General features: G+C 69.5%; 31 protein-coding genes. 7 read left to right on the top strand and 24 right to left on the bottom strand.

Going from position 1 to position 26,487, the window contains the following annotated elements; all coding sequences use genetic code 11:
• Positions 1–39 precede the first annotated feature (39 nt).
• Positions 40–741, bottom strand: a complete 702-nt coding sequence (locus H0B43_RS31485) for a TIGR02234 family membrane protein (RefSeq protein WP_185724357.1) — start codon at positions 739–741, stop codon at positions 40–42.
• Positions 738–2,324 (bottom strand): anthranilate synthase component I, encoded by a 1,587-nt coding sequence (locus H0B43_RS31480; protein WP_185724358.1) that lies wholly within the window; start codon positions 2,322–2,324, stop codon positions 738–740. Before H0B43_RS31480 ends, H0B43_RS31485 begins: the two co-directional genes overlap by 4 nt.
• 59 nt (positions 2,325–2,383) lie before the next feature.
• Between H0B43_RS31480 and H0B43_RS31475 the strand changes: the two genes are divergently transcribed.
• Positions 2,384–2,848 carry a peroxiredoxin gene (locus H0B43_RS31475; RefSeq protein ID WP_185724359.1) on the top strand — a complete coding sequence of 155 codons (465 nt, stop codon included), beginning with the start codon at positions 2,384–2,386 and terminating at the stop codon, positions 2,846–2,848.
• On the opposite strand, the gene H0B43_RS31470 is transcribed toward H0B43_RS31475, so the two are convergent.
• Positions 2,836–3,615: a dioxygenase gene (locus H0B43_RS31470; RefSeq protein ID WP_185724360.1), complete on the bottom strand. Its 780-nt coding sequence runs from the start codon at positions 3,613–3,615 to the stop codon at positions 2,836–2,838. The genes H0B43_RS31475 and H0B43_RS31470 overlap by 13 nt on opposite strands.
• A 179-nt stretch (positions 3,616–3,794) precedes the next feature.
• On the opposite strand from H0B43_RS31470, the gene H0B43_RS31465 reads away from it, so the two are divergent.
• On the top strand, positions 3,795–4,304 hold the full coding sequence (locus H0B43_RS31465) for a MarR family winged helix-turn-helix transcriptional regulator (RefSeq protein ID WP_185724361.1): 510 nt from the start codon (positions 3,795–3,797) through the stop codon (positions 4,302–4,304).
• Positions 4,305–4,334: 30 nt separating this feature from the next.
• On the opposite strand, the gene H0B43_RS31460 is transcribed toward H0B43_RS31465, so the two are convergent.
• The 14 genes from H0B43_RS31460 to H0B43_RS31395 all read right to left on the bottom strand — a co-directional run bounded on the left by H0B43_RS31460 (position 4,335) and on the right by H0B43_RS31395 (position 15,792).
• Positions 4,335–4,523 carry a 2-hydroxymuconate tautomerase family protein gene (locus tag H0B43_RS31460; protein WP_073361860.1) on the bottom strand — a complete coding sequence of 63 codons (189 nt, stop codon included), beginning with the start codon at positions 4,521–4,523 and terminating at the stop codon, positions 4,335–4,337.
• A 20-nt stretch (positions 4,524–4,543) separates the two neighbouring features.
• Positions 4,544–4,888 carry a phosphoribosyl-AMP cyclohydrolase gene (gene hisI, locus H0B43_RS31455; RefSeq protein ID WP_185724363.1) on the bottom strand — a complete coding sequence of 115 codons (345 nt, stop codon included), beginning with the start codon at positions 4,886–4,888 and terminating at the stop codon, positions 4,544–4,546.
• Entirely contained in the window at positions 4,885–5,658 is a 774-nt protein-coding gene (gene hisF / locus H0B43_RS31450; protein WP_005247506.1) for an imidazole glycerol phosphate synthase subunit HisF, read from the bottom strand. The genes hisI and hisF overlap by 4 nt, the downstream gene beginning before the upstream one ends.
• The gene (locus H0B43_RS31445) at positions 5,655–6,488 is read right to left on the bottom strand and encodes an inositol monophosphatase family protein (RefSeq protein WP_185724364.1); all 834 of its coding nucleotides are present in this window, start codon (positions 6,486–6,488) and stop codon (positions 5,655–5,657) included. The genes hisF and H0B43_RS31445 overlap by 4 nt, the downstream gene beginning before the upstream one ends.
• A gap of 9 nt (positions 6,489–6,497) precedes the next feature.
• Positions 6,498–7,232, bottom strand: a complete 735-nt coding sequence (priA, locus tag H0B43_RS31440; protein WP_185724365.1) for a bifunctional 1-(5-phosphoribosyl)-5-((5-phosphoribosylamino)methylideneamino)imidazole-4-carboxamide isomerase/phosphoribosylanthranilate isomerase PriA — start codon at positions 7,230–7,232, stop codon at positions 6,498–6,500.
• A gap of 19 nt (positions 7,233–7,251) precedes the next feature.
• Entirely contained in the window at positions 7,252–7,509 is a 258-nt protein-coding gene (locus H0B43_RS31435) for a hypothetical protein (RefSeq protein WP_185724366.1), read from the bottom strand.
• A complete protein-coding gene (gene hisH, locus H0B43_RS31430; RefSeq protein WP_185724367.1) occupies positions 7,506–8,141 on the bottom strand; it encodes an imidazole glycerol phosphate synthase subunit HisH in 636 nt (211 codons plus the stop codon). The genes H0B43_RS31435 and hisH overlap by 4 nt, the downstream gene beginning before the upstream one ends.
• 9 nt (positions 8,142–8,150) lie before the next feature.
• Entirely contained in the window at positions 8,151–9,332 is a 1,182-nt protein-coding gene (locus H0B43_RS31425; RefSeq protein ID WP_185724368.1) for an MFS transporter, read from the bottom strand.
• A complete protein-coding gene (locus H0B43_RS31420; protein ID WP_185724369.1) occupies positions 9,332–9,484 on the bottom strand; it encodes a hypothetical protein in 153 nt (50 codons plus the stop codon). Before H0B43_RS31420 ends, H0B43_RS31425 begins: the two co-directional genes overlap by 1 nt.
• Before the next feature lie 13 nt (positions 9,485–9,497).
• Positions 9,498–10,112, bottom strand: coding sequence for an imidazoleglycerol-phosphate dehydratase HisB (gene hisB, locus H0B43_RS31415; protein WP_185724370.1), 615 nt, complete (start codon positions 10,110–10,112; stop codon positions 9,498–9,500).
• Positions 10,109–11,251, bottom strand: a complete 1,143-nt coding sequence (locus H0B43_RS31410) for a histidinol-phosphate transaminase (RefSeq protein ID WP_185724371.1) — start codon at positions 11,249–11,251, stop codon at positions 10,109–10,111. The genes hisB and H0B43_RS31410 overlap by 4 nt, the downstream gene beginning before the upstream one ends.
• Positions 11,248–12,570 (bottom strand): histidinol dehydrogenase, encoded by a 1,323-nt coding sequence (gene hisD, locus H0B43_RS31405; protein ID WP_185724372.1) that lies wholly within the window; start codon positions 12,568–12,570, stop codon positions 11,248–11,250. Before hisD ends, H0B43_RS31410 begins: the two co-directional genes overlap by 4 nt.
• 106 nt (positions 12,571–12,676) lie before the next feature.
• Complete coding sequence (locus H0B43_RS31400; protein ID WP_185724373.1) at positions 12,677–13,738, bottom strand: putative zinc-binding metallopeptidase; 1,062 nt, start codon at positions 13,736–13,738, stop codon at positions 12,677–12,679.
• 110 nt (positions 13,739–13,848) lie between these two features.
• Entirely contained in the window at positions 13,849–15,792 is a 1,944-nt protein-coding gene (locus H0B43_RS31395; protein WP_185724374.1) for an acyl-CoA dehydrogenase family protein, read from the bottom strand.
• Between the two features lie 87 nt (positions 15,793–15,879).
• Between H0B43_RS31395 and H0B43_RS31390 the strand changes: the two genes are divergently transcribed.
• Together H0B43_RS31390 and H0B43_RS31385 are read left to right on the top strand one after the other, a co-directional pair.
• Entirely contained in the window at positions 15,880–17,157 is a 1,278-nt protein-coding gene (locus H0B43_RS31390; RefSeq protein WP_185724375.1) for a glycoside hydrolase family 1 protein, read from the top strand.
• 36 nt (positions 17,158–17,193) lie between these two features.
• Entirely contained in the window at positions 17,194–17,823 is a 630-nt protein-coding gene (locus H0B43_RS31385; protein ID WP_185724376.1) for a LysE family transporter, read from the top strand.
• Between the two features lie 54 nt (positions 17,824–17,877).
• On the opposite strand, the gene nadC is transcribed toward H0B43_RS31385, so the two are convergent.
• The 3 genes from nadC to nadA are packed head-to-tail and all read right to left on the bottom strand — an operon-like array spanning position 17,878 to position 21,349.
• Positions 17,878–18,747 carry a carboxylating nicotinate-nucleotide diphosphorylase gene (nadC, locus tag H0B43_RS31380; protein WP_185724377.1) on the bottom strand — a complete coding sequence of 290 codons (870 nt, stop codon included), beginning with the start codon at positions 18,745–18,747 and terminating at the stop codon, positions 17,878–17,880.
• Positions 18,747–20,315, bottom strand: coding sequence for an L-aspartate oxidase (locus tag H0B43_RS31375; RefSeq protein ID WP_185724378.1), 1,569 nt, complete (start codon positions 20,313–20,315; stop codon positions 18,747–18,749). Before H0B43_RS31375 ends, nadC begins: the two co-directional genes overlap by 1 nt.
• Entirely contained in the window at positions 20,312–21,349 is a 1,038-nt protein-coding gene (nadA, locus tag H0B43_RS31370) for a quinolinate synthase NadA (protein WP_185724379.1), read from the bottom strand. Before nadA ends, H0B43_RS31375 begins: the two co-directional genes overlap by 4 nt.
• 78 nt (positions 21,350–21,427) lie before the next feature.
• Between nadA and H0B43_RS31365 the strand changes: the two genes are divergently transcribed.
• On the top strand, positions 21,428–22,162 hold the full coding sequence (locus tag H0B43_RS31365) for an NUDIX domain-containing protein (protein WP_252189676.1): 735 nt from the start codon (positions 21,428–21,430) through the stop codon (positions 22,160–22,162).
• Positions 22,163–22,370: 208 nt separating this feature from the next.
• On the opposite strand, the gene H0B43_RS31360 is transcribed toward H0B43_RS31365, so the two are convergent.
• Entirely contained in the window at positions 22,371–22,970 is a 600-nt protein-coding gene (locus tag H0B43_RS31360; protein WP_185724380.1) for a TetR/AcrR family transcriptional regulator, read from the bottom strand.
• An 83-nt stretch (positions 22,971–23,053) separates the two neighbouring features.
• Here H0B43_RS31360 and H0B43_RS31355 point away from each other — a divergent pair, with 83 nt between their 5' ends.
• Positions 23,054–23,866 (top strand): SDR family oxidoreductase, encoded by an 813-nt coding sequence (locus tag H0B43_RS31355; protein WP_185724381.1) that lies wholly within the window; start codon positions 23,054–23,056, stop codon positions 23,864–23,866.
• Here H0B43_RS31355 and H0B43_RS31350 read toward each other — a convergent pair.
• From H0B43_RS31350 to bioB, 3 genes are read right to left on the bottom strand one after another with little or no spacing between them, the layout of a single operon-like run.
• Positions 23,856–24,413, bottom strand: a complete 558-nt coding sequence (locus H0B43_RS31350; RefSeq protein ID WP_185724382.1) for a DUF2567 domain-containing protein — start codon at positions 24,411–24,413, stop codon at positions 23,856–23,858. The genes H0B43_RS31355 and H0B43_RS31350 overlap by 11 nt on opposite strands.
• A gap of 10 nt (positions 24,414–24,423) precedes the next feature.
• Positions 24,424–24,651, bottom strand: a complete 228-nt coding sequence (locus H0B43_RS31345) for a hypothetical protein (protein WP_185729734.1) — start codon at positions 24,649–24,651, stop codon at positions 24,424–24,426.
• A gap of 5 nt (positions 24,652–24,656) precedes the next feature.
• Positions 24,657–25,670, bottom strand: coding sequence for a biotin synthase BioB (gene bioB, locus H0B43_RS31340; RefSeq protein WP_185724383.1), 1,014 nt, complete (start codon positions 25,668–25,670; stop codon positions 24,657–24,659).
• A gap of 154 nt (positions 25,671–25,824) precedes the next feature.
• Here bioB and H0B43_RS31335 point away from each other — a divergent pair, with 154 nt between their 5' ends.
• Positions 25,825–26,454 carry a TetR/AcrR family transcriptional regulator C-terminal domain-containing protein gene (locus H0B43_RS31335; protein WP_185724384.1) on the top strand — a complete coding sequence of 210 codons (630 nt, stop codon included), beginning with the start codon at positions 25,825–25,827 and terminating at the stop codon, positions 26,452–26,454.
• Positions 26,455–26,487 lie beyond the last annotated feature (33 nt).

The raw sequence follows: 26,487 nt of genomic DNA, 5'->3' as shown, positions 1-26,487 counted from the left end.
TCAGGGGTGAAGCCAGCCTAGATGGCACTCTGATTCTGTTTACGTTCGGGTACCCGGGTCCCTGCCGTCGTCGTCAACTTGGTCGACAGCTTCGGCTTTCTTGTCGTCGACCGTCGGGTCCTCCCCCGCGTCGAGCGCGTCCCAGAGCATGCGCTGGGTGACGGGTTCGCCGACCGAATCGCCGCCGGTCTTCGCCGCATCGCGCCGGGCACCCGGGCTGTCGTACTTGGAGGAGAGCCCGGCCCGCACCCGGGGACGCCGGACGAGTTCCACGGCGGCGACGAGGGCCGCGAGCGCGCCGATCAGCACGAGCACGGCGGGTCCGACGTGCACCGACACCGATTGGACCTCGGCGCGGCCCGGGAGTTCGGCCAGCCGTCCCGCCTCGTCGTCGGAGGCGCCGGAGACGATCAACCTCACCGCGGGCACGGCAGCCGCGACGGCCACCACCGCGACGAGCACACCGAGCACCCGAAGCGCCCAGCCCTTGACCGCGAACGACGCCGCGATCGCGGCGACCAGGGTCAGTGCGAGTGGTGTGAGCGCCGCAGCCCACGTGCCGCCGACGAGCGCCGCGGTGCGTGCCTCGCCGAGCCCGTCGGAGGAGGTGACCTCGACCCACGTCATCCGGGACGCACCCCACAGGCACACCGCGGCGACCGCGAGCAGCAGGACCGCGATCATCGACCGGCGACCTCCCGCCCGCGCGGGTTCCCGAACCGTCTCCGACGCCTCACTCACTGCGTGTCGCCTCCCAGGGTCTTCAGTGTGTGCGCCGCCGCGATCGCGCTGAGCACCGCCATCGCCTTGTTCCGCGCCTCGGTGTCCTCGTACTCGGGGTTCGAGTCGGCGACGACACCGGCGCCGGCCTGGACGTACCCGACGCCGTCCTTGATCAGCGCGGTCCGGATCGCGATCGCCGTGTCGGCGTCGCCGGCGAAGTCGAGGTAACCGATGATGCCGCCGTAGATTCCGCGGCGCGTCGGCTCGAGTTCCTCGATCAGCTGCATCGCCCGGACCTTCGGCGCACCGGACAAGGTTCCTGCCGGGAAGCAGGCAGTGACGGCGTCGAGTGCCTGCTTGCCCTCCGCCAGGTGACCGGTGACGGTGGAGACGAGGTGCATCACGTGGCTGTACCGCTCGATGTGGCGGTAGTCGTGCACCTTCACCGTGCCCGGTTCGCACACCCGCCCCAGATCGTTGCGACCCAGGTCCACGAGCATCAGGTGCTCGGCGTTCTCCTTCTCGTCGGCGAGCAGATCCTTCTCGAGCAGGATGTCCTCCTCCTCGGTGTGCCCACGCCACCGGGTGCCGGCGATCGGGTGCGTCGTCGCCACGCCTTCCGACACGGTCACCAGAGCCTCCGGGCTCGACCCGACGATCGAGAACGCGGTCTCGCCGCCGCCGTCCGGCACGTTGAGGAGGTACATGTACGGGCTGGGGTTGGAGGCGCGGAGCATCCGGTAGACGTCGATCGGGTCCGCGGTGCAGTCGATCTCGAAACGCTGCGACAGCACCACCTGGAACGCCTCGCCCGCCTCGATGTCCCCGACGAGCTTGCGCACATCCGCACCGAAACCTTCGGTGGTGCGCTGACGCCGGTAGTCGGGGGCGGGCTTCGCGAACGTCGACACCGTCGACGACGCCGGGGCCGACAGTGCCCGGGTCATCCGGTCCAGCCGCTCGACCGCCGAGTCGTAGGCCTCGTCGACACGTTCGTCCGTGCCGTCCCAGTTGACGGCGTTGGCGATGAGGGTGATGGCGCCCTCGTGGTGGTCGACCGCCGCGAGATCCGTCGCGAGCAGCATGACCATTTCGGGGACCTGCAAGTCGTCGGTGGCGTGCTCACCGATGCGCTCGATGCGCCGGACCGCGTCGTAACCGAGGAAGCCGACCATGCCGCCGGTCAGCGGCGGGAGGTCGGGCAGTCGCTCGGTCCGGAGCAGTTCCAGCGTCCGGCCGAGGGCCGCGATCGGATCCCCGCCGGACGGCACACCCGCGGGAACGTTGCCGTACCAGGCGGCCTCACCGTCGACGACCGTGAGCGCGGCGGGACTGCCCGCCCCGATGAACGACCATCGCGACCACGACCGGCCGTTCTCCGCCGACTCGAGCAGGAAGGTGCCGGGCCGGTTCGCCGCGAGCTTGGTGTACGCCGACAGCGGAGTTTCCGCGTCAGCCAACACCTTGCGCGTCACCGGAACCACCCGGTGTTCGGCGGCGAGAGCGTGGAACTGCTCGCGCGTGGTGGTCGAGTCGGACCCGCCGTCGGCCGGGGTGGCGGCGGACTCGGGTGCGGGAATCGTGTTGGGCTCGCCGTGCATGCCGACCATCATCCCAGGCGCACTCGTCGTGGCTGCGTGCGCGGGTAGCCTCGGCACTCATGAAGCCAGGTCAGCTCGCACCGGAATTCACCCTGCCCGATCAGGACGGCATCGCACGGTCGCTGTCGAGCCTTCTCGAGGACGGCCCGCTGGTGCTGTTCTTCTACCCCGCGGCGTCGACGCCGGTCTGCACCGCCGAGGCCTGCCATTTCCGGGATCTCGGCGTCGAGTTCTCCGCCCTGGGCGCGTCGCGTGCCGGGATCAGCACCGACGCCGTGGCGAAGCAGGCGTCGTTCGCCGAGGCGCAGTCGTTCGACTACCCGCTGCTGTCGGATGCCGATGGCGCCATCGCGGAGAAGTTCGGTGTCCGGCGGGGACTGCTCGGCAAGCTTGCCCCGGTCAAGCGGTCCACGTTCGTCATCGACACCGACCGCACGGTGCTCGAGGTCATCTCGAGCGAATTCCGCGCCAACACGCACGGCGATCAGGCGCTGGCCTTCCTCCGAACGCGTCAGGCCACCTGAACCGACCGCTTGGCCAAACCCATCCAGAAACCGTCGATCACCTGCCGGGGAATCTGTTCGGGATCGCTCGACGCGCCCAGCGTGACGAACAGCGGAGCGAAATGCTCGATCGTCGGGTGTGCGTACGGCATGCCCGGCGCGAGCGAGCGGAAGTCGATCAGCGAATCCACGTCGCCCGCGGCGAGGCGTTCCTGCGTCCAGGCGTCGAACTCCGCCGACCAGCCGGGGGCCGTCGCCTCGGGCGACGGGTCGCGCAGGAACGGCAGTCCGTGTGTCGTGAAACCGGAGCCGACGATCAGCACGCCCTGCTCGCGCAGAGGACGCAGCCGCTCACCGAGGTGCAGCAGCCGCTGCGGGTCGAGTGTGGGGAGCGAGATCTGGAGCACCGGGATGTCGGCGTCCGGGTACATGACCGTCAACGGCACGTAGGCGCCGTGGTCGAGGCCGCGGTGTGGCTGACGCGCGACCGTCTCGCTGTCCGGCATCAGGGCCGCGACCTGCGCTGCGAGCGCCGGAGCACCGGGCGATTCGTAGGTGGCACGGTAGAAGCGTTCGGGGAATCCGCCGAAGTCGTAGACGAGCGGCGTGCCGGTGGTCGTGGAACCAATCGTGAGCGGCGCCGATTCCCAGTGCGCCGACACCATCAGGATGGCCGTCGGCCTGGGCAGCTCGCCCGCCCACTCGGCCAGCTGGGACACCCAGAGTGCGCTGTCCACCAGCGGAGGCGCACCATGGCTGAGGAACAGTGCGGGCATGGTGGCGGTCATCGCGACTCCTTCGGATCGAGGTCCGGCATCGACCACGTCAATGTTGAACCTTCAAGTTACTATAGGAGTCAACACGCGGCCGCTGCAACTATTCCCCGGCCACGACCCGGCCCGCGACGTGCTAACTATGTTGGACACGCTGCACGCGTGGATCGACGCACGAATGGAGGAGACCACTGATGGGTGGCTACGACGAGGGCAAACCGGCGCCCACCGAAACCCGATGGCTCGACGCCGAACAGCAAGAGGCCTGGCTCACCCTCATCGCACTGGTCACCCGGCTCCCCGCCGCACTCGACACACAACTGCAGCGTGACTCCGCACTCACCCACTTCGAGTACTTCGTCCTCGCCTCACTCTCCGGCGAGGAGAACCGGCGCCTCCAACTGTCCCTGCTCGCCCAGCGCGCCAACGCGTCACTCTCCCGGCTGTCCCACGTCGTCACCAAAATGGAAAAGGCCGGCTGGGTGCGCCGCGAGAGCATCCGCGGCAGCCGCGGCTCCGACGCCGTCCTCACCGACGAAGGCATGGCCAAAGTCGTCGAGGCCGCACCACCGCACGTCGAATCCGTCCGATCACTGATCTTCGACGGACTGTCCACCGATCAGGTGCGGCAGCTGTCCGAACTGTCCGGCGCCATGCTCACCCAACTGGACAAGAGCATCGCATCCGGAACCGGCCGAGCCTGACCGCAATCACCCCAGCGGCGTCCCGACAGCTCATCCCAGCGGCGTCCCGCCGACACCCCAGCTGTCGCGCGGGACCTCGGTGATCGTCACCCACACCGCCGCGGGATCCTTACCCGTCGCCTCGGCGTAGGCCTTCGTGACGGCCTCGATCGTGGCGCGCTTCTGCTCCGCGGTGAGCCCCGGTGTCTGACTGATCTGAATGAGTGGCATGGCGGACATTCTGCCCGACAGCCTGCGCGCTACTCCGCAGCGAGCAACACATCGGTGTCGAAGCAGGTGTGCGTGCCCGTGTGGCACGCCGCCCCCTCCTGATCGACGACGAGCAGCACACTGTCGCCGTCGCAGTCGAGCCGCACCTCGTGCACGTACTGCGTGTGACCGGACGTTTCACCCTTCACCCAGTACTGCTGGCGGGACCGGGAGTAGTACGTGCCCTTACGGGTGTCGAGGGTGCGCGCGAGGGCCTCGTCGTCCATCCACGCCACCATGAGGACGTTGCCCGTCGACCGTTCCTGCGCGACGGCGCTGAACAAGCCCGCCTCGTTGCGCTTGAGCCGGGACGCGATGGCGGGGTCGAGACTCATCGGACGGTGATCCCTTCTTCACGCATGGACTTCTTCACGTCGCCGATCGTCATGTCACCGAAGTGGAAGACGCTAGCGGCGAGCACGGCGTCCGCGCCCGCACCGACCGCGGGCGCGAAGTGCTCGACCGCGCCCGCTCCCCCGCTGGCGATCACCGGCACGTGCACGGCAGCCCGCACCGCCCGGATCATGGGCAGGTCGAAGCCGGCCTTCGTGCCGTCGGCGTCCATAGAGTTGAGCAGGATCTCCCCGACACCCAGTTCGGCGCCCCGGACCGCCCACTCGACGGCGTCGATGCCGGTGCCGCGCTTGCCGCCGTGCGTGGTGACCTCCCACCCCGAGGGGGTGTCGGGCTGCCCCTGCGGCACGGTGCGCGCGTCCACCGACAGCACGATGCACTGGGACCCGAAGCGTTCGCTGAGTTCGCGGAGCAACTCGGGCCGGGCGATCGCCGCGGTGTTGACGCTCACCTTGTCGGCGCCGGCGCGCAGCAGCCGGTCGACGTCCTCGACGGTGCGGACACCGCCGCCGACCGTGAGCGGGATGAAGACCTGCTCCGCCGTCCGGCTCACCACGTCGAGCATGGTGCCACGGTCCGCGGTGGACGCGGTGACGTCGAGGAACGTGAGCTCGTCGGCGCCCTGCGCGTCGTACGCGGCGGCCAGCTCCACGGGGTCACCCGCGTCTCGCAGGTTCTCGAAGTTGACGCCCTTGACGACGCGTCCGGCATCGACGTCCAGACACGGGATCACTCGAACCGCCAGAGTCATTGCGTACGCCCTCCTGAAGGCTCGGAACGAGGATCACCCAGTGATCCGAGGATATCGAGAATTTCGCCGTGCACTCCGGGCGCTCCAGCGAGTACCGAGTCCGACGTCACGGTCCACGGCCGGCCACCCAGGTCCGTCACCACACCACCCGCGGCGCGCACCAGCGCGACACCGGCCGCGTTGTCCCACGCATTGTGCCCGAACACCACCGCGCCGCCGAGAATTCCGGCCGCGGTGAACGCGAGGTCGACACCCGTGGATCCGTGGATCCGGATGCGCGAGGACACCCGGCTGAGCTGCGCGAGGACCTGCAGCCGGTAGGCGCCCGGGATGCGCCCGCGACTGTCGATGTTCAGCGCCCCCAAACCGACGATCGACGACGCCAGCGACGTGCGGCCGAGCCGCGGCAACGGCTGTCCCCCCTCGAGCAGCGGTCCGTCCGCGACGGCCGCGTACCGTCGCCCGACGAGCGGCAACCAGGTCAGACCGAGAACGGGAACCCCGTCGTCGAGGAGCGCGAGCAGGGTGCCGGCCGTAGGCAAACCCGCCGAATAGTTGAAGGTGCCGTCGATGGGGTCGAGCACCCACACGGGTCCGCTGTCGAGGTCGGGTCCGCCGAATTCCTCCCCGTGGACATCGATGCCGGTCCGGTCGCGCAGTTCCCCGGTCAGCCGCTTCTCGAGTTCGAGATCGACGGCGGTCGCGAAGTCGTCGGGACCCTTGTGGACGGCGCTGGGCGCACCCACACCCGAGACGAACCGGTCGTGCACTCCGTCGAGCAGCTCACTGGCGACGGCGAGGAGTTCCCGGGGATCGCGGGACAGGGCCATGGCCGGAACTCAGCCCGAGACCGCGGCGAGCGCCTCGGGAAGGGTGAACCGCCCCGCGTACAGCGCCTTGCCGACGATGGACCCCTCGACGCCCTGGTCGACTAGTCCGGCGATCGCCCGGAGGTCGTCGATGGTGGACACGCCGCCCGACGCCACGACGGGAGCGTCGGTGGCCGCGCAGACCTGCGCGAGGAGCTCGAGATTGGGTCCGGTGAGGGTGCCGTCCTTGCTCACGTCGGTGACGACGTACCGGGAGCAGCCGTCCTTGTCGAGCCGGGCGAGGGTCTCCCACAGGTTTCCGCCCTCGGTGACCCAGCCACGACCGCGGAGCTGGTACTCCCCGTCGACGAGGCGCACGTCGAGACCGACGGCGATCTTCTCGCCGTACTTGGCGATGGCGCGGGCACACCATTCGGGGTTCTCGATGGCGGCGGTGCCGAGGTTCACGCGACCGCAGCCCGTGGCCAGGGCGGCCTCGAGCGATGCGTCGTCGCGGATTCCACCGGACAGTTCCACCTGGACGTCGAGTTCGCCGACCACGTCGGCGAGGAGTTCCCGGTTCGATCCGCGACCGAATGCGGCATCGAGGTCGACGATGTGCACCCACTCGGCACCGTCGTTCTGCCACGCGAGGGCGGCATCACGAGGCGAGCCGTATCCGGTCTCGCTTCCCACCTCCCCCTGGACGAGGCGAACAGCTTCACCGTTGACGACATCTACAGCAGGCAAAAGGACCAGGCTCACGTGCGACAACCCTAGTCGCTCAGCGGTCGGAACCCGGCTCCGGGTCCTCACGATCGGGCCCGTAGGCGTTGCGGGTCATGCGTTTCGACACGTAGCCCATGGCCGCGATCGCGCCGGCGACGCCGAGCAGTCCGACGATCAGCCCGAGGACGGGGCCCGGCTTCGCCACCAGAATGATCGTGGTGGCAACGACGAGCACCGCGGTGGCGGCGCCCATCGCGCACACGGCGAGCCTGCCGATCGACAGATCCCCGCGACCGTCCCCGGGTTCGGTCACAAGCTGCGGACCCAGTTGCGGAGCAGTTCCGCTCCAGCGTCGCCGGACTTCTCGGGGTGGAACTGGGTGGCGGACAGTGCGCCGTTCTCGACCGCGGCCAGGAATTTGCCGCCGTGGTCGGCCCACGTCAGGGCCGGCGGTGCGAGCCGCTCCGGCGTCGGGAGCTCCCAGGTCTGCGCCGCATACGAGTGGACGAAGTAGAAACGAGTGCCGGGATCGATCCCGGCGAACAGCGTGCTGTTGCCGGGTGCCTCCACGGTGTTCCAGCCCATGTGGGGCAGCACGTCGGCCTGCAGGCGCTCGACGGTGCCCGGCCACTCGCCGCAGCCCTCCGCCTCGACGCCGAATTCGACTCCGCGTTCGAAGAGGATCTGCATGCCGACGCAGATTCCGAGGACCGGCCGACCGCCGGCCAGGCGCTGACCGATGATCCGTTCGCCGCGGACGGCGCGGAGTCCTTCCATGCAGGCCGCGAACGCGCCGACACCGGGAACGACGAGACCGTCGGCCGCGAGCGCGACCTTGTGGTCGGAAGTGACCTCGACGCGCGCGCCGGTCCGGGCCAGCGCGCGGGTGGCCGAATGCAGGTTGCCGGAGCCGTAGTCGAGGACGGCAATCGTGGAGACGGTCATGGCACAACCTTATCCGGCGGGTGAACGGCGCCCGAGGGCGCGGCCGACGACCGTTCCGGCGGCGGGGACCACCGCGACCGCCGTCGCCGCGACCCCGAAGACCCAGGAATACCCGGCCGCCGAGGCGACGGCTCCGAGCGCGAGGGAACCGAATCCGGTGCCGGCGTCGAACCCAATGTTCCATCCCGCGCTCGCCGAGCCGAATCGGTCCGGTCCCGCGGCGGTGAAGATCATGACGAGCGACTCGTTCTGCACCGCGCCGAAACCGAATCCGAATGCCAGCGCCGCGCACACGAGCAGCGGTGCGGGCGCCGCCGTCGCCGCGGCGACGGCGAACAGGACCAGGCCGAGGCACACGAACGTCAGGGCGGGCACCAGGGCGCGGCCCACCCCGAGCCGGTCGGAGAAGGATCCCGCCGCGTACCGCCCGACCAGCGTCGCACCGCTGGAGACGGCGAGGATCGCCCCGGCGAGCGACGCCCGCTCCGAGATCGCGATCGGCAGCAGGCTGGACAAACCGCCGAATGCGGCCGCCGCGATCGCGATCGCGAGCCACGGTGTCAGCACGGCGGCAAACGGAATACGGCTCGATGCGGTGCGCTCCGCGGGGGCGTGGATGGCCGGCAGCCGCGTGATCGCGAGCACGGCGAGCGCCGGGATGACCGCCCCGATCACGAAGACGGGGGTCGCGGACCAGTGCTGCATGATCGCGAGACCCGCGGGCAGCCCGACCATCTGCGCGGCGGCCACCGCGATTCCCTGCGCGCCCGTCGCCCTGCCGAGCAGCTCCCGGGGGACCAGTTCCGCGACCAGGGCACTACTGGCGACCGTGAGCATGCCGAAGCCCGACCCGCGGACCGACGAGACGGCGAGCACCGGGATCGCGTCGGTGGAGAGCAACAGGAGCAGCGACGGCGGCCCGAGCAGGAGGCAGCCGGCAGCGAGCACCCACCGATGCCCCCACCTGCGCAGGAGCCGGGGCACCCAGAGTTGCGTGATCACGGTGGCGGCCATGAACACGGCCGTCACACTGCCGGCGAGGGTGTCCGAGCCGCCGGACAGTGACACGATCAGCGGCACCACCGGCAGGAGCACTGCCCAGCCGCCGAACGCCGCCGCGCCCATCACCATTGCGGCGACCATGCCCGGTGTGCGGAGCAGGCCCCGGCGAGCCTCCACGGCGACCGGCATTACACCAGCCTGAGAATGCCCGCCACGGCCGCCAGCACCGCCAGCGCCAGCAGTATCCCCGCGGCCAGTTTGTTGAACTTCCACATGGAGTACGCGCCGCCCGCCGCGATGCCCGCCGCGATGAACAGGACGTAGACGAGGACGACGCTCACGGCCGCGCCCGAGTCACAGGCTGCCCTTGGTGGACGGCACGCCCGTGACGCGGGGATCCGGCTCGACGGCCTCGCGCAGTGCCCGGGCGACGGCCTTGAACTCGGCTTCGGTGATGTGATGCTGGTCGCGCCCGTACAGCACGCGCACGTGCAGGGCGATGCGCGCGTTGAGCGCGATCGACTCGAACACGTGGCGGTTGATCACCGTCGCGTACGGCACCCCCGGGTACCCACCGATCACCGAGTGCAGCAGGTGTTCCGGCTCGCCGGTGTGAACACAGTACGGACGGCCGGACACGTCGACGGACGCGTGCGCGAGCGTCTCGTCCATGGGGATGAACGCGTCACCGAACCGTCGGATGCCCTTCTTGTCGCCGAGGGCCTGCCCCAAGGCCTGACCGAGCACGATCGACGTGTCCTCCACCGTGTGGTGCGCCTCGATCTCGATGTCGCCCTTCGCGTGGACGGTGAGGTCGAAACTCGCGTGGGAACCGAGCGCCGTCAGCATGTGATCGAAGAACGGGACACCCGTGGAGACGTCGACGATGCCGGTGCCGTCGAGGTTCAGTTCGACGGTGATGCTGGATTCCCTGGTGGTGCGTTCCACGCGGGCGATGCGGTCGGTCATCCTCGATCTCCTGAGCTGGTGAGTTCGGTCGCGGCGATCTCGTCGCTCGCCACGATGAAGGCGTCGTTCTCGGACGCCAGGCCGACGGTGGCGCGCAGGTATCCGGGGATGCCGACGTCCCGGATCAGCACTCCGCGGTCGAGGTAGGCCTGCCAGGCGTGCGCACTGTCGGTGAACTCACCGAACAGGATGAAGTTGGCATCGCTGGGGATGACACGGAAGCCGGTGTCCTCCAAAGCCTTCGACACCCGAACCCGCTCCGTCGCGAGTGCGTGCACGCTGCCGAGCGTCTCGTTCGCATGCCGCAGCGCCGCGCGGGCGGCGGCCTGCGTGACCACCGACAGGTGATACGGCAACCGGACCAGGAGCAGCGCCTCGATGAATGCCGGTGCCGCCGCGAGGTATCCGAGCCGGCCCCCGGCGAACGCGAACGCCTTGCTCATCGTCCGCGACACGACGAGCTTGGAGGGGTATTCGTCGATCAGCGTCAGGGCGCTGGGTGCATCGGAGAATTCGGCGTACGCCTCGTCGACGATCACGATGCCCGGGGCGGTGTCGAGGACCCGGCGCAGTTCCGCGATACCGACACTGTGCCCGGTCGGGTTGTTGGGGCTGGTGACGAACACGACGTCCGGCCTGCGTTCGGCGATCGCCGCGACCGCGGCGTCCACGTCCAGCGCGAAATCGGCGCGCCGGAAGATCGGCAGCCACTCGGTCTCGGTGCCGTCCGCGATGATCGGATGCATCGAGTACGACGGCACGAAGCCCATCGCGCTGCGACCCGGACCGCCGAACGCCTGCAGCAACTGCTGCAGGATCTCGTTCGACCCGTTGGCCGCCCACACGTTGTCGACCGTCACCGGCACACCCGTCTGGCGGGCGAGGTACGCGGCGAGGTCGGTGCGCAGCGCGACCGCGTCACGGTCCGGGTAGCGGTGCAGTTCCCGCGCCGCCTCCCGGACGGATTCCGCGACGTCGTCGACGAGCGCCTGCGTGGGCGGGTGCGGGTTCTCGTTGGTGTTCAGCTGAACGGGGACGGTGAGTTGCGGGGCGCCGTACGCGGACTTGCCGCGCAGATTGTCCCGGATCGGCAGGGCGTCGACCCCGATCGAGGAACCCGGCACGTTCGACGCGGTCACCGCAGCGCCTCGAACCGCAGCCGCACGGCCTCACCGTGTGCGGGCAGGTCCTCGGCGTTCGCGAGCGTGATGACGTGGCCGGAGACCTCCTTCAGCGCGGACTCGGAGTAGTCGACGACGTGGATGCCGCGCAGGAACGTCTGCACGCTCAGGCCGGACGAGTGCCGGGCACAGCCCGCGGTGGGCAGAACATGGTTGGACCCGGCGCAGTAGTCGCCGAGGCTGACTGGCGCCCACGGTCCGACGAACACCGCGCCCGCGCTGGTCACCTTCGCGGCGACGACCGTGGCGTTCTCGGTCTGGATCTCGAGGTGCTCGGCGGCGTAGGCGTTGACCACCCGCAGCCCGGCATCGACGTCGGAGACCAGGACGGTGCCCGACTGCGTGCCGGACAGTGCAGCGGTGACGCGCTCCTTGTGCTTGGTGATCTCGAGTTGCGCCGCCAGGGCCGTGTCGACGGCGTCGGCGAGTTCGACGCTGCTGGTGACGAGCACGCTCGCGGCCATCACGTCGTGCTCGGCCTGGCTGATCATGTCGGCCGCGACGTGCACGGGGTCGGCCGTGTGGTCGGCGAGGATCGCGATCTCGGTGGGGCCCGCCTCTGCGTCGATACCGACGAGGCCGCGGCAGAGGCGCTTGGCCGCGGTGACGTAGATGTTGCCGGGGCCGGTGATGAGGTCGACGGGGGCGAGTTCGGCGCCAGTCGTGTCGGTGCCGCCGTAGGTGAGCAGGGCGACCGCCTGACCGCCGCCGACGGCCCATACCTCGTCGACGCCGAGCAGGGCTGCCGCGGCGAGGATGGTCGGATGCGGCAGACCACCGAACCCGGACTGCGGCGGCGACGCCACCACGAGGGACCGGACACCGGCGGCCTGCGCGGGGACGACGTTCATCACGACGCTGGACGGGTAGACGGCATTACCGCCGGGCACGTACAGCCCGACCCGGTCGACGGGCACCCACCGCTCGGTGACGGTGCCGCCGGGGACGACCTCGGTGGTGGTGTCGGTGCGGCGCTGGTCGGCGTGCACCTTGCGGGTGCGTTCGATCGCGACCTCGAGGGCCGTGCGCACGGCCGGATCGAGTTCGTGGAGGGCACGGTCCAACTCGGGCTGCGGCACCCGCACCTGCGCGGGACGGACGCCGTCGAACTTCTCGCTGAACTCCAGGGCCGCGGCGGCGCCGCGCTCCCGGACCGCCTCGACGACGGGGCGAACCTGATGCAGGACCGCGTCCACATCCACTCCACCTCGAGGAAGTGCGGCGCGAAGTTCGGCCGTGGAAGGGGTACGACCACGAAGGTCGGTGCGGGCGAGCATGAGAGGTCCTCTCTGCGACTGTCGGGACACGGTGTCTCGGACGAGCGGACTGCTCTGCGGAGAACAGGGCTCGACACCGATTATCCAGGATAGGCGCACCCCATTTTCACCGGTCGGCGGCCGACCGGGTTTCCGTCGCCGCCGGTACCGGCTCGTCCCACACCGGCGCGGGCCGGATCAGCGAGTGGATGAACCGCATCTTCTCCAGCACCGCGGCCGGAAGCACGAACGGATAGAGGTCATGGTGGCCCATCGACCTGTTCATCTGGTTGAGCGCCCACGACAGCGGCAGCCACCAGTCGATGATCTGGTCGAATCCCACGTCGCCACCGAGTTCACTGCTCGTCGTCGCTCCGGAGGGCGCCATAGCGAAGGCCGCCGCGGTGTCCAGGGCGTCGCGGATATGGAGATAGTGCGCGAAGGTCTCCGCCCAGTCCTCGGCGGGGTGCATCGTGGCGTAGGACGACACGTAGAGGCGGCCCCAGCCCTCCGGCGCGCCCTCGCTGTAGTGACGCTTCAGCGCCGCCTGGTAGTCGAGGTCCGGATCCCCGAACAGGTCCTCGAACCGGGCGCGCTCGACGTCGCCCCGGATCAGCATCAACTGGTAGTAGTGCCCGATCTCGTGCCGGAAGTGCCCGACGAGCGTGCGGTAAGGCTCGTCCATCGCGACGCGCAACTGTTCCCGGTGCACGTCGTCGCCCTCGGCGAGGTCCAGGGTGATCACCCCGCCGGCGTGCCCGGTCACCACCGGGGTCCGCGCACTAGACAGGAGGTCGAAGGCCAGCCCGGTTGCCGGGTCCTCGAATTTCGGGACGATCGGGAGTCCGAGCTCGTCGAGTTCGAGTACGACCCGCCTCTTGTTGGTCTCCGCGGTCGCGAACGCGGCCATGCCCTCGTCGTCACCGTCTGCCGGACGCGTCCGCGTCAGCCGGCACGACGTGCACAGGCTCTGGACGTCGTCCTTCCGAACGAGCCAGTTGCACTTCGCCGTGCCGGCATTCGCGCACCGCACCCAGGTCTCGTCGTCCACCTCCGCCCGGTCCGCGCCGTCGAGGACGACGATGGACCGGCTCGGCAGGTGGAACCCCAGAGCGCTGTCACATTTCAGGCAGAGACTGTTCTCGAACGACAGTCGTTGGCCGCATCTGCGACACATGAAGCTGCGCACTAATATTCCCTCGGCTCGTCCCGCCGGTGTCCGAGACACCGGCGGGCGCCACGCTGATGTGCGCGTCTCCTCGGAGAATACCGCCGAGCCGAGGCCCGGGAACCCGACGGCTAGAGGCGGGTGGACTCCAGGAACCTCCTGGCCAGGTTCTCCTCGGTGGACGCACCAGGCGTCCATTCGGTGATCCACGGACCGGTGCCCTCGCTGGGATCGACTACTCCCTGCTCGAGCCACGCGTACCGTCCCTCGAGGATCGAGCGTGCGACCTGCTTGTCCACTTCGTCGGTGTTGTGCCACAACCCGTCGAACAGCTTCTCGACCCGCAGCGCCGCCTGCCGGCAGAACACGTCGGCGAGTTCGTACGCGGCCGCGCCCTCGGCCTCGTTCTCCTCGCGCTGCATCTCCGCCTTGACGCACGTCGCGGACATCGCGAACAGTTCGGCGCCGATGTCCACGACCCGGCCGAGGAATCCCTGCTGCTTCTCCAGCGCCGCCTGCCACCGGGCCATCCCGTAGAACGTCGAACGCGCCAGCTTCCGGGAGTGCCGTTCGACGAACCGCAAGTGCTTGGCGAGGACGCCGAACTCGTTGTACGACGTCGGCACCTGCCCCTTGCCCGCCACGAGTTGCGGCAGCCACTTCGCGTAGAACCCGCTCGCCTTTGCGGCAGCGCGGGCTTTCGCACCGGTGTCGGCATGCGGGTCCGCGAGGTCTCCGGCCGCCGTGAGGTGCGCGTCCACGGCCTCGCGCGCGACCAGCAGACGCATGATCTCGCTGGAGCCCTCGAAGATCCGGTTGATGCGCAGGTCGCGGTCCAGTTGTTCGACCGGCACCGCCCGTTCTCCGCGCGCCGCCAGCGACGCCGCCGTCTCGTATCCGCGACCGCCGCGGACCTGGATCAGTTCGTCGGAGATGACGCAGGCCATCTCGGACGACCACAGCTTGGCGAGCGCCGCTTCGATCCGGATGTCGTTGCGACCCTCGTCGTTCATCTGCGCCGACAGGTCCACGACCGCTTCGAGGGCGTACGTGGTCGCGGCGATGAACGACAACTTGTTCGCGACGGCCGCGTGCTCGCCGACGGGCTTGCCCCACTGCACGCGCACACCCGACCATTCGCGGGCGATCTTCAGCGACCACTTACCCGCCCCGGCGCACATCGCCGGAATCGCCAGCCTGCCCGCGTTGAGCGTGGTGAGCGCGATCTTCAGTCCGTCGCCTTCCCGGCCGATCAGGTTCTCCGGGGGTACCCGGACGTTGTACATCCGGGTGACGCCGTTCTCGATTCCGCGCAGTCCCATGAACGCGTTGCGCCGTTCGACGGTGATGCCGGGTGTGTCGGCCTCGACGACGAAGGCGGAGATGCCGCCGCGGTGGCCTTCGGTCTTCGGTACGCGCGCCATGACGACGAGCAGTTCCGCGACGACGCCGTTGGTCGTCCACAGCTTCACACCGTTCAGTTCGTACGCGGCGCCGTCCTCGATGGGTGTCGCCGACGAAGCCAGCCGCGCGGGGTCCGACCCGACGTCCGGTTCGGTGAGCAGGAAGGCCGAGATGGCGCCGCGCGCACATCGCGGGAGGAATTCGCGCTTCTGCTCGGGAGTGCCGGCGAGCTTGAGCGGCTCGGGGACGCCGATCGACTGATGCGCAGACAGCAGCGCGCCCAGGCTCGGATGCACCGAGGCGACGAGCATCAGCGCCCGGTTGTACGCGACCTGCGAGAGCCCGAGGCCGCCGTACTCCTCGGAGATCTTCAGACCGAAGCATCCCAGGTCGGCGAGGCCGCGGACGTATTCGTCGGGAATACGCGACTGGGATTCGATGACGCTGCCGTCCATCTCCTCGCAGTAGGCGCGGAGTCGGACGAGGAATTCCTCGGCCTTGGCGGCGTCGTCCGCAGCCGGCCGGGGAAACGGATGAACCAGATCCAGCCGGAACCGTCCCAGAAACAGTTCTTTCGCGAAGGAGGGTTTGTCCCAGCCGGATTCCCTCGCCTCCTCTGCGACCGCTCGTGCTTCTTCTTCGGTGACCTTCGGAGCTGAGGTGTCGACCATGACGCGCCTCCTACTGGCGGGTAGTCCTACTCGCCAGTATCCCCCAATCGCCGCGCTCGGGACAGCATTTCCGCTAGTCTTCGGCCGATGCGGACTCCCTCGCGACTCCTGGGTGCCGGCGTGATTCTCCTCTGCCTGCTGGCGCCGTCCGCCGTGGCGCACGCCGCCCCGCTCCCCGACGACTTCCTGTGGGGCGTCGCGACGTCCGGGTTCCAGTCCGAGGGTTCCTCACCCGACAGCAACTGGCGGCGGTACTCCGACTCCGGCCGGACCCACGACGCGATCGGGAACTCCGTCGACTTCCGTCACCGATACGCCGAGGACATCGCCCGCGCCGCGGACCTGGGTGTCGACGTGTTCCGGTTCGGCGTCGAATGGGCGCGGGTGGAGCCGGCCCCCGGTGTGTGGGACGAGACCGCACTGCGGTACTACGACGACGTCGTCCACGAGATCACCCGCCACGGGATGACCCCGATGATCACGCTCGACCACTGGGTGTACCCGGGGTGGGTCGCCGATCAGGGTGGATGGGCCGACCCGGACACCGTCGACGACTGGCTCGCGAACGCGCAGACGGTGGTCGAGCGCTATTCCGGTCTCGGCGCCCTCTGGATCACGATCAACGAACCCACGGTGTACGTGCAGAAGGAACTGACCCTCGGCGGCATCGACCCCGACCGGGCCCCGCAGATGCTCGACCGGCTCGTCGAGGTCCACCGCCGCGCGTACGACCTCATCCACGAGAACGATCCCGGCGCCCGGGTGAGCAGCAACCTCGCGTACATCCCGCCCGCGATGGACGCGCTCGACGCCACCTTCGTCGACCGCGTCCGCGACAAGCTCGACTTCCTCGGCGTCGACTACTACTACGGCCTGTCCCTCGACAACCTCACCGCGGCGAACGCCGTCACCGACGCCTTCTACGACATCAGCCCCCAACCGGACGGCATCTACCACGCCCTGATGCGGTACACCCGCACCTTCCCCGGACTGCCGCTGTACGTCGTCGAGAACGGCATGCCCACCGACGACGCGAAACCCCGACCGGACGGTTACACCCGGTCCGACCACCTCCGCGATCACGTCTACTGGATGGAGCGGGCGCGGGCGGACGGCGCCCCGGTGATCGGATACAACTACTGGTCCATCACAGACAACTACGAATGGGGCACGTTCCGTCCCCGGTTCGGCCTGTTCACCGTCGACGCGCTGATCGATCCGACCCTCACCCGCCGACCGACCGACGCGGTCACGACCTACCGGGACATCGTCGCGAACGGACTCCCCTCCGGCTACGCACCCGCCCGGCGCACCGGTATCTGCTCCCTCGTCGATCCGCCGCTCAGCTGCCTCGATCCCCCGTAGACCGGTCGCCGACGGAACGCGTCGTACCATCACCTGGTGGCGTGGCAGATGTGGTGTGCAGTGCTCGGGGCGTCGTGCGTGATCAGTCTGTCCCCGGGGGCGGGCGCGATCGCGTCGATGGCCACGGGGATGCGGTGCGGGTTGCGACGCGGCTACTGGAACATCGCCGGTCTCCAGCTGGGGCTGCTGCTGCAGATCGCAGTCGTCGCCGCCGGACTCGGCGCGCTGCTCGCCAACTCGACGCTCGCCTTCACCGTGATCAAATGGTTCGGCGTCGCATACCTGGTGTATCTCGGCATTCGGCAGTGGCGGGCGAGCGCGACCGACGTGTCCGGAGTCGACGACGCTGTCGCCGAGACGAGCGGTCCTGCGATGACGCTGCGTGGTTTCCTGGTCAACGCCAGTAACCCGAAGGCCGTCGTCTTCATGCTGGCGGTGCTCCCGCAGTTCATCACCCCGTCGGCACCGCTGCTCCCCCAGTACCTGATCATCGCCGCCACCATGGTCGCGGTCGACGTCGCGGTCATGACCGGCTACACGGGGCTGGCGTCGAAGGTCCTGCGGCTGATGCGCTCACCGCGCCAGCAACGGGCCACGAACCGGACGTTCTCCGGGTTGTTCTTCGTGGCGGCCACGTTCCTCGCGACGATTCGCCGCGCCGTCTGACCCGTGAATACTTGTCGACCGCGCGGGAGGTCGACAAGTACTCATGGGTGAGAATCACATGTCGAGGCCGAGATCCAGCACGGTCACGGAATGGGTGAGCGCACCGACCGCGAGGTAGTCGACACCGGTCCCGGCGTAGTCGGCCGCGACGTCCAGCGTGAGACCACCCGACGATTCCAGCTTGGTGGCGGGCGCGGCGGCGTCGCGGCGTTGCACGGCGATCTGCGTCTGCCACAGCGGGAAGTTGTCGAGCAGCACCAGCTCGACGTTCTCGGCCAGCACCTCGTCGAGCTGCGAGAGGCTGTCGACCTCCACCTCGCATTCGATGTCCGGTGCCGCGGCGCGCACGGCCCGCAGGGCCGCCACCACCGATCCGGCCGCCGCGACGTGGTTGTCCTTGATCAGTGCCGCGTCGCCGAGACCCATCCGGTGGTTGACGCCGCCGCCCACCCGGACGGCGTACTTCTGCAGCGCTCGCAGGCCCGGCAGCGTCTTGCGGCTGTCGCGGATCTTCGCCCCGGTGCCGTCGACCGCATCCACCCACGCGGCGGTCGCGGTGGCGATGCCGGACAGGTGGCACACCAGGTTCAGCATCGTCCGCTCCGCGGTGAGCAGCGCCTGGGTCGGCGCAGACATCGTCAGCACGGCCTGCCCGGGGGCGACGCGGGTGCCGTCGGCGACGCGGTCGAGGACCTCGTAGCGACCCGACCCGATCACCTCGTCGAGCACCAGCAGTCCCACGTCGAGACCGGCGACGGTGCCGTGCGCGCGCGACACCACGGACGCCTTGGCCACCGCATCGGCCGGGACCGTGGACGACGACGTCACGTCCGGTCCGTATCGCAGGTCCTCGTCGAGGGCGAGACGCACGAGGGTGCGCACCTCGTCCGCGTCCAGACCGTCCGGAAGAGCGTGGTCGGCCATCACAGCACTCCTGTCAGTTGGGGTTCGAGAAGCTCGAGTTCGCCGTCGCGCAGGCGCACGTGCGTGCTGCGGCGCCACTCGTCGGACGTCTCGGGGTAGTCGCTGCGGGTGTGACATCCGCGGCTCTCGGTCCGCGCACCTGCGGCGAGCACGAGCGCGGTCGCCGCGAGTGTCAACGCGGCGTCCTCGAGCGCGGTTTCCCCCGCCGGCACCGTGCGGGGAGAGGCCGCCAGGGAGGCGGCTACCGCCCCGAGGCCCGCACCGTCCCGCACGACGGACGCGTTGTCGGTCATCCACTGCTGCATCAGTTCCCGCGGCGCGGTCGGGAGCGCACGCTGCACGGGGTCGGACGCCTCCACGCGGACGCCGGCCCGCTCGACGGCCGCGGCGCCGACACGCTCGCCGACCACCAACCCCTCCAGGAGACTGTTGGAGGCCAACCGGTTGGCGCCGTGCAACCCGGTCCGGGCCACTTCGCCCGCCGCGTAGAGGCCGGCGACCGCGGTGCGTCCGTGGACGTCGGCGACCACTCCGCCGCACGAATAGTGCGCGGCGGGTGCGACCGGAATCAGTTGCTCGCGTGGGTCGATTCCGGCGTCCAGGCAGGACGCGGTCACGGTCGGGAACCGCTCGGCGAACCCGGGCAGGCGACGAGCGTCGAGGTAGACGTGGTCGTGCCCCAGTTCGCGCAGCCGGGACGCGATCGCCCGCGACACCACGTCGCGGGGCGCCAGGTCGCCGCGCGGATGCACCCCGGCGGTGACGGACTCACCGTGTGCGTCGACGAGGATCGCGCCCTCGCCGCGGACGGCCTCGCTGATCAGCGGGCGACGGCCGAGACCGCCGGGCGTGAACAGCACGGTCGGGTGGAACTGCACGAACTCCAGATCGGCGACGGCCGCCCCGGCGTCCAGTGCGAGGGCGATGCCGTCCGCGGTGGCTCCGGGCGGGTTGGTGCTGCAGGCGTACAGCTGCCCGAGACCGCCGGTCGCCAGCAGAACGGCGGGCGCATGGATCACACCGAGTCCGCGCGGGGAGTCCACGAGTACGCCCGTGACCCCGCGCGCATCGGTGAGCACCCGGACAGCGGACGCACCGAACAGGACCGGGAGCCCGGCCGCGCCCAGCGCGCGCTGCACCTCGGCGCCCGTGGCGTCGCCGCCGGCGTGGATGATCCGCCGGGTGCTGTGCCCGCCCTCGCGGGTGCGAGAGACGGTTCCGTCGCGGCCGCGGTCGAACACCGCACCCAGGTCGGTCAACGCGGCCACCGCGTCGCGGCCGCCCGCGACGATCGACCGAACGGCCTCCTCGTCGCACAGACCCACACCGGCCTCACACGTGTCGGCGACGTGCGACTCCACCGAATCGGTGACGGCGTCACCCACCACCGCGATGCCGCCCTGCGCGTACTGCGTCGCGGTGTCCGCCGGCCCTCCCTTGCTGACGGTGAGCACGGTCAGCCCGCGCAGCGAGGCGGTGCGCGCGGCCGTCAGTCCGGCCACACCCCCGCCCACCACGACGAGGTCGGCGTGCTCTTCCCAGGAAATCCCCCGGGCCGGGCTGCTCACTCGCCGCCGCCCGGGTTTCCGATCTCGATCATGCGCTGCACCGACTTACGGGCCCGCTCCGCGGTTTCGAGGTCGACGTGAACCTCGTCCTTGCCTTCGAGCAGGCAGCGGAGGAGGGCAGCGGGGGTGATCATCTTCATGTACGGGCAGGACGCGCGGTCGTTGACGGCCTGGAAGTCGACCTCCGGCGCGGCCTTGCGCAGCTGGTGCAGCATCCCGACCTCGGTGGCCACCAGAACCTGCTTGGCGCCGGTCGCGCGGGCGGCGTCGAGCATGCCGCCGGTCGACAGGATCTTCACCTTGTCCTCGGGCACGAACCCCTCCCCGGCCAGGTAGAGAGCCGAGGTGGCGCATCCGCACTCGGGGTGCACGAACAGTTCGGCGCCGGGGTGCGCCTTGGCCTGCGCGGTGAGCTCATCGCCGTTGATGCCGGCGTGGACGTGGCACTCACCCGCCCAGATCTGCATGTTCTTGCGCCCGGTGACGCGCTTGACGTGGGCGCCGAGGAACTGGTCGGGAAGGAACAGCACCTCGCGGTCGGGGTCGATCGACGCGACCACGTCGACGGCGTTGGATGACGTGCAGCAGATGTCCGTCAGCCCCTTCACCTCGGCGGTGGTGTTGACGTACGACACGACGACGGCGTCGGGGAACTCGGCCTTCCACTCCCGCAACTGGTCGGCGGTGATCGAGTCGGCCAGGGAGCATCCCGCGCGCTCGTCCGGGATCAGCACCGTCTTGGCCGGGCTCAGGATCTTGGCGGTCTCGGCCATGAAGTGCACACCGCAGAACACGATCGTGTCCTCGGGCGCTTCGGCCGCGATGCGCGAGAGCGCCAGGGAGTCGCCCACGTGGTCGGCGACGTCCTGAATTGCGGGCAGCTGATAGTTGTGCGCGAGGAGGGTCGCCCCCCGCTCCCGTGCCAGCCGTTTGATCTCGGCAGCCCACTCTTCGCTCGCCTCGACGCCCGCGTATCCGCCGGGACCGTCCTGAATCTGCGGGTTGGTACCCGCCCACAACGTCGTGGTCGTCATGGCTTGCTCCTTCACCGTGGACTCGGGCGGGCTGGCCCGAATTTCCGAAATCGAGGTTTTCGACTTAGGGTCGAAAACATGCCCAATAGTAACACCACGCATGAAGTGCTCACCGCGGTGTTCCAGGTTCGCCACTTTCCGGACCACATCACCGCAGGTCACGGCGGTGATCTGCGTCACGCGGCCGGCACCGGCGAGCTTGCCGTACTGCTGTGGCAGCGAGCCCTCGACCCCCAGGCCGGAGCGTGGTCGCTGCCCGGCGGACTCCTCCGTGAAGACGAGGACCTCACGACGTCCGCGCGGCGCCAGCTGGCCGAGAAGGTGGACGTGCGGGAGGTCTCCCACCTCGAGCAGCTGTCGGTGTTCAGCGACCCGCGCCGGGTGCCCGGCCCGCGCACCATCGCGTCGACATTCCTCGGGCTCGTCCCCCTCCCCGCCGACCCGACACTGCCCCCGGACACCGCGTGGCACCCGGTGTCCGCACTCCCGGACATGGCGTTCGATCACGGCACCGTCGTCCGGCACGCGCGCACCCGCCTCGCGGCCAAACTGTCGTACACCAACATCGCATTCGGACTGGCCCCCGACGAGTTCTCCATGTCCACACTCCGCGAGATCTACTGCGCGGCACTGGGTTACCAGGTGGATGCCACCAACCTCCAGCGTGTCCTGGGTCGGCGCGGGGTACTGACGCCCACGGGAAACACGGCACCGTCGGGACGCACCGGCGGGCGCCCGGCCGCGCTCTACCGGTTCACCGACTCCACCCTGCGGGTGACGGACGAGTTCGCCGCCCTTCGGCCGCCGAGCTGACCCGCACCATCAGGCCGCCGCGTTCCCCCTGAGATGCGGTGCGGCGCCGCCACGCCGACGCGACGGAGGACTCGGCGCCGAGCACCGAATCGATCCGGCCGAAGCGTGCGAGGACGCGGTCGAGCAGCGTCTCGACCGCGTCCAGGTAAGCGCCGGTACTCGAAACTGCGGCGGGAGCACGCTGTGAGATCGCCGGGAGTGGGCGGCGTCAGGCCGGGGCGAGGCCCCGCCAGAACGTGTCCGATGCGGCGGTGACCACTTCGTCCACCGGCGCGTCGTCGAGCATTCCGCCGGCGGCGAGGGTCGCGATCCCGTGAAAGGTCGCGAACGCGACGAGGGCGATGCGTGACGCGTTTCCGGGCCCGATCTCGCCCGATTCCTGGGCATCGGCGACGATCCGCACCGTCAGGTCCATAGCAGCGTGGCCTGCGTCCACCAATTCGGGGGCCGCCCCGGGTGCATGCTTGCTGCCGTACATGAGCGCCAGCAGCTCGCGGTGGCCGAGCGCAAACGTCACGTACGCGTCGGCGAGCGCGGCGAAGCGGGCGCGGGCGCGGGGTTCGGCCTCGTCGACCGCACGTTCCAGCGCCCGCGTGAGACGAACGAAGCCGGATTCCGCGAGCGCTTCCAGCAACGCCCGGCGGTCCCGGAAATGCTTGCTGGGTGCGGCGTGGCTGACCCCGGCCTCGCGGGCGAGCCGGCGCAGGGAGAGTCCGTCGACGCCGTCCTTCTCGAGCGTGTTCTCGGCGCGAGCGAGCAGCACCTGGCGAAGGCTTCCGTGATGGTAGGGCTGTTCGGCGACGGACATGCCGTCAGCCTAACAAGAAGTTGTCGTTGACTACATAGATGACACTGACTACATTCGGATGCACCCCACCGCTAGGAGCAGACATGTCCTTCGACGTATCCGGAACGACCGTCCTCATCACCGGCGCGAGCGCGGGCCTCGGCGTCGAGTTCGCCCGCCGATTCGCGGAGCGGGGCGCCGACCTCGTCCTCGTCGCCCGTCGCGCCGACCGACTCGAGCGACTCGCGACCGAACTCCGCGACAGGCACGGCGTGTCCGTCACCGTTCTTCCGGTCGACCTCGCCACTCCCGGCGCCGGCGAACGACTGCGCAGCGAACTCACCGCCCGCGGCATCCGCGTCGACTCTCTGATCAACAACGCCGGCTTCGGGACGCACGGAGATTTCGCGTCCGCCGATCTTGCTCGGCTCACCTCCGAGATCCAGCTCAACGTCACCACGCTGGTCGATCTGTCGCACACGTTCCTGCCCGACCTGCTCCGGGGACACGGCGCGCTCGTGAACGTGGCGAGCACCGCCGCGTTCCAGCCGACACCGGGAATGGCCGTCTACGGGGCGACGAAGGCGTTCGTCCTCAATTTCACGGAGGCGTTGTGGGCCGAGGCGAGGGGTACCGGCCTCACTGTGCTCGCCGTCTGCCCGGGCGCCACCCGCACCGAGTTCTTCGACGTGGTCGGTTCCGAGGACGCCGCCGTCGGTCGCATGCAGACGCCGGACCAGGTGGTGACGACGACGTTGCGCGCACTGGATCGACGGAGCACGCCGCCGAGCGTCGTCTCCGGGGTGATGAACTGGGTGTCGTCGATCAGCACGCGATTCGCGACGCGCCGCATCGGCGCCCTCGCCAGCGGGCGACTCCTCGGCGACGTGCGCATGCGCACCTCGATCACGACGTGAGCGTCGCGTCGCGCTCGTCCGGCTCGTCGAGGTCGACCGGGTGATCGCCGACGCCGAGATCGTCGTACGGGTTGAGCGCGGCGAGCACCAATGTCAGCACGCACGCGATCAGGGGCTGGAAGATCAGCACGAGCGGCGTGCCGATCCCCGGCGCGACCGACACCACCACCCCGGGCGCGGAGGTGTCGGGGTGGGGAAAACGCAGCGCCGCCACACCGATTCCCCCGAGCGCCATCGCGCACGCGCCGACCACACTGCCGCCGAGGACGGCCCCGAGCGCCACCGGGCCGCGACTTCTGCGCGCCGTCCACGCCGCGACGGCGGTGAGGACGCCGACCACGAGACCTGCGCACGCGAACATTCCGATGGCGTCGAACCGGTGCACGCTCTCCCCCGTCAGCGTCACCGCGCGGTCGGGGGCGACCACCAAAAGACGTTCGGCCGGTGCGAGCACTCCCCACAGCACTCCCACGAGCGCGCTCGCCACCACCGTCCCGCAGAAGATTCCGGCGGCAGAGCGAAGCCTGAAACGCGGGAGTGTGGTCACCTCCCCGACGCTACCGCCGTCCGGCGGAGATCGAGTCGAACACACCGTGGCGGGAACATTTCGCCCACCAGCCGTCGGGGCTGATCTGCACGACCATCCGGCGGCCGCACGCCTCGCAGAACCGTGGCGGCTCGAGTCCCAGCTGCGCGGCCGTGGGAACGGCGTCGTCCACACCGGCCACCACGCGGCGGCCGGTGTAGGGGTTGTATCGTTCCCCACCCGGAACGGTGTCCACCATGGTGGTCACAGGGTGTCGTTCAGTGCCTTGATCGGCATCTGCAGATCGACGAGCAGGTCGAGGTCCTGTTCGGCCGGGCGACCGAGGGTGGTCAGGTAGTTGCCGACGATGACGGCATTGATGCCGCCGAGGATGCCCTGCTTGGCCCCGAGGTCGCCGAGGGTGATCTCGCGGCCGCCGGCGAAGCGGAGGATGGTGCGGGGCAGTGCGAGGCGGAACGCGGCCACCGATTTGAGGGCCTCGCTCGCGGGCAGGACCTCGAGGTCGCCGAACGGGGTCCCGGGACGGGGGTTGAGGAAGTTGAGCGGGACCTCGTCGGGTTCGAGTTCCGCGAGGTTGGCCGCGAACTCGGCGCGCTGCTCGAGGCTTTCACCCATGCCGAGGATGCCGCCGCAGCACACCTCCATGCCGGCTTCGCGCACCATGCGGAGGGTGTTCCAGCGTTCGTCCCAGGTGTGGGTGGTGACGACGTTCGGGAAGTGCGACTTCGACGTCTCGAGGTTGTGGTTGTAGCGGTGGACGCCCATCGCGGCGAGCTGGTCGACCTGTTCCTGGGTGAGCATGCCGAGCGAGCAGGCGATCTGGATGTCGACCTCGTTGCGGATCGCTTCGATGCCGGCGGCGACCTGCGCGAGCAGGCGCTCGTCGGGGCCGCGGACGGCGGCGACTATGCAGAATTCGCTGGCCCCGGACTTGGCGGTCTGCTTCGCGGCCTCGACGAGCGAGGGGATGTCGAGCCACGCCGCCCGCACGGGTGACTGGAACAGTCCGGACTGGGAGCAGAAGTGGCAGTCCTCGGGGCAGCCGCCGGTCTTGAGGCTGATGATGCCCTCGACCTCGACCTCGGGGCCGCACCACTTCATGCGCACGTCGTGGGCGAGGGCGAGCAGTTCTTCGAGGCGGTCGTCGGGAAGTTGCAGAACTTCGAACACCTGACTCTCGGTCAGCGCTTCGCCGCGCTCGAGAACCTGATCACGCGCGAGTGCGAGGATGTCTGTCTGTACCGGGGCCGAGGTCACACGTATCTCCTGGAAAGCGGGCCGATCACGTGTCGCGGATCGACGGAACCGAAAAATTGAACACCGTACAAGTTGAACGGTGTTCACGTTAGATCCGTGGTGGAATACTGTCAAAGCCGAAGCGGACTTTTCGACGAGATGGGGAGATCACACAGTGCAATTGCGACGAGGCGACGTACTCGACGGCGCAATGGCGATCCTCGACGAGTTCGGCCTCGCCGACCTCACGATGCGCCGACTCGCAACGGCACTCGGGGTTCAGCCGGGCGCCCTGTACTGGCATTTCCCCAACAAGCAGACGTTGCTCGGCGCCCTCGCCGACAAGATCCTCGAAGACGTCGACGCCCCCGTCACGGCCCCGGGCTGGGACGCGGAGTTCACCGAACTCGCCCACCGTCTCCGCACCGCACTGCTCGCCCACCGCGACGGCGCCGAACTGGTCTCCGCCACGTACGCGTCCCGCATGACGAACTCCCGGGTCCGGGAGAGCTTCGCCGCGGTCGGCCTGCGGTCCGGGCTGTCCCGCGAACACGCGGAACTGTCGTCCTACTCGCTGCTGTACTACGTCCTCGGCCACACGGTCGACGAGCAGTCGCGGGCGCAGATGGAGTCGGCAGGCGCTCTCACCCGGGCCGCTCTCTCCCCCGACGCGCCGCAGTCGCCGATCGCGGCGTACGACGACGACCTCCTCGACGGCGATCCGGACGTCCGGTTCGACTTCGGCCTGTCGCTGTTCGTCGACGGAATTCGCGCACGCCTGAAAGACTCCGCCCACCGCCCCTGATCGAGCACAATTGAGTCGACGTCGCGTCGGCCA

The organism is Rhodococcus sp. 4CII (assembly GCF_014256275.1).
Taxonomy (GTDB): Bacteria; Actinomycetota; Actinomycetes; order Mycobacteriales; family Mycobacteriaceae; genus Rhodococcus_F; species Rhodococcus_F wratislaviensis_A.
This window is presented reverse-complemented; position numbering and strand designations above follow the sequence as displayed.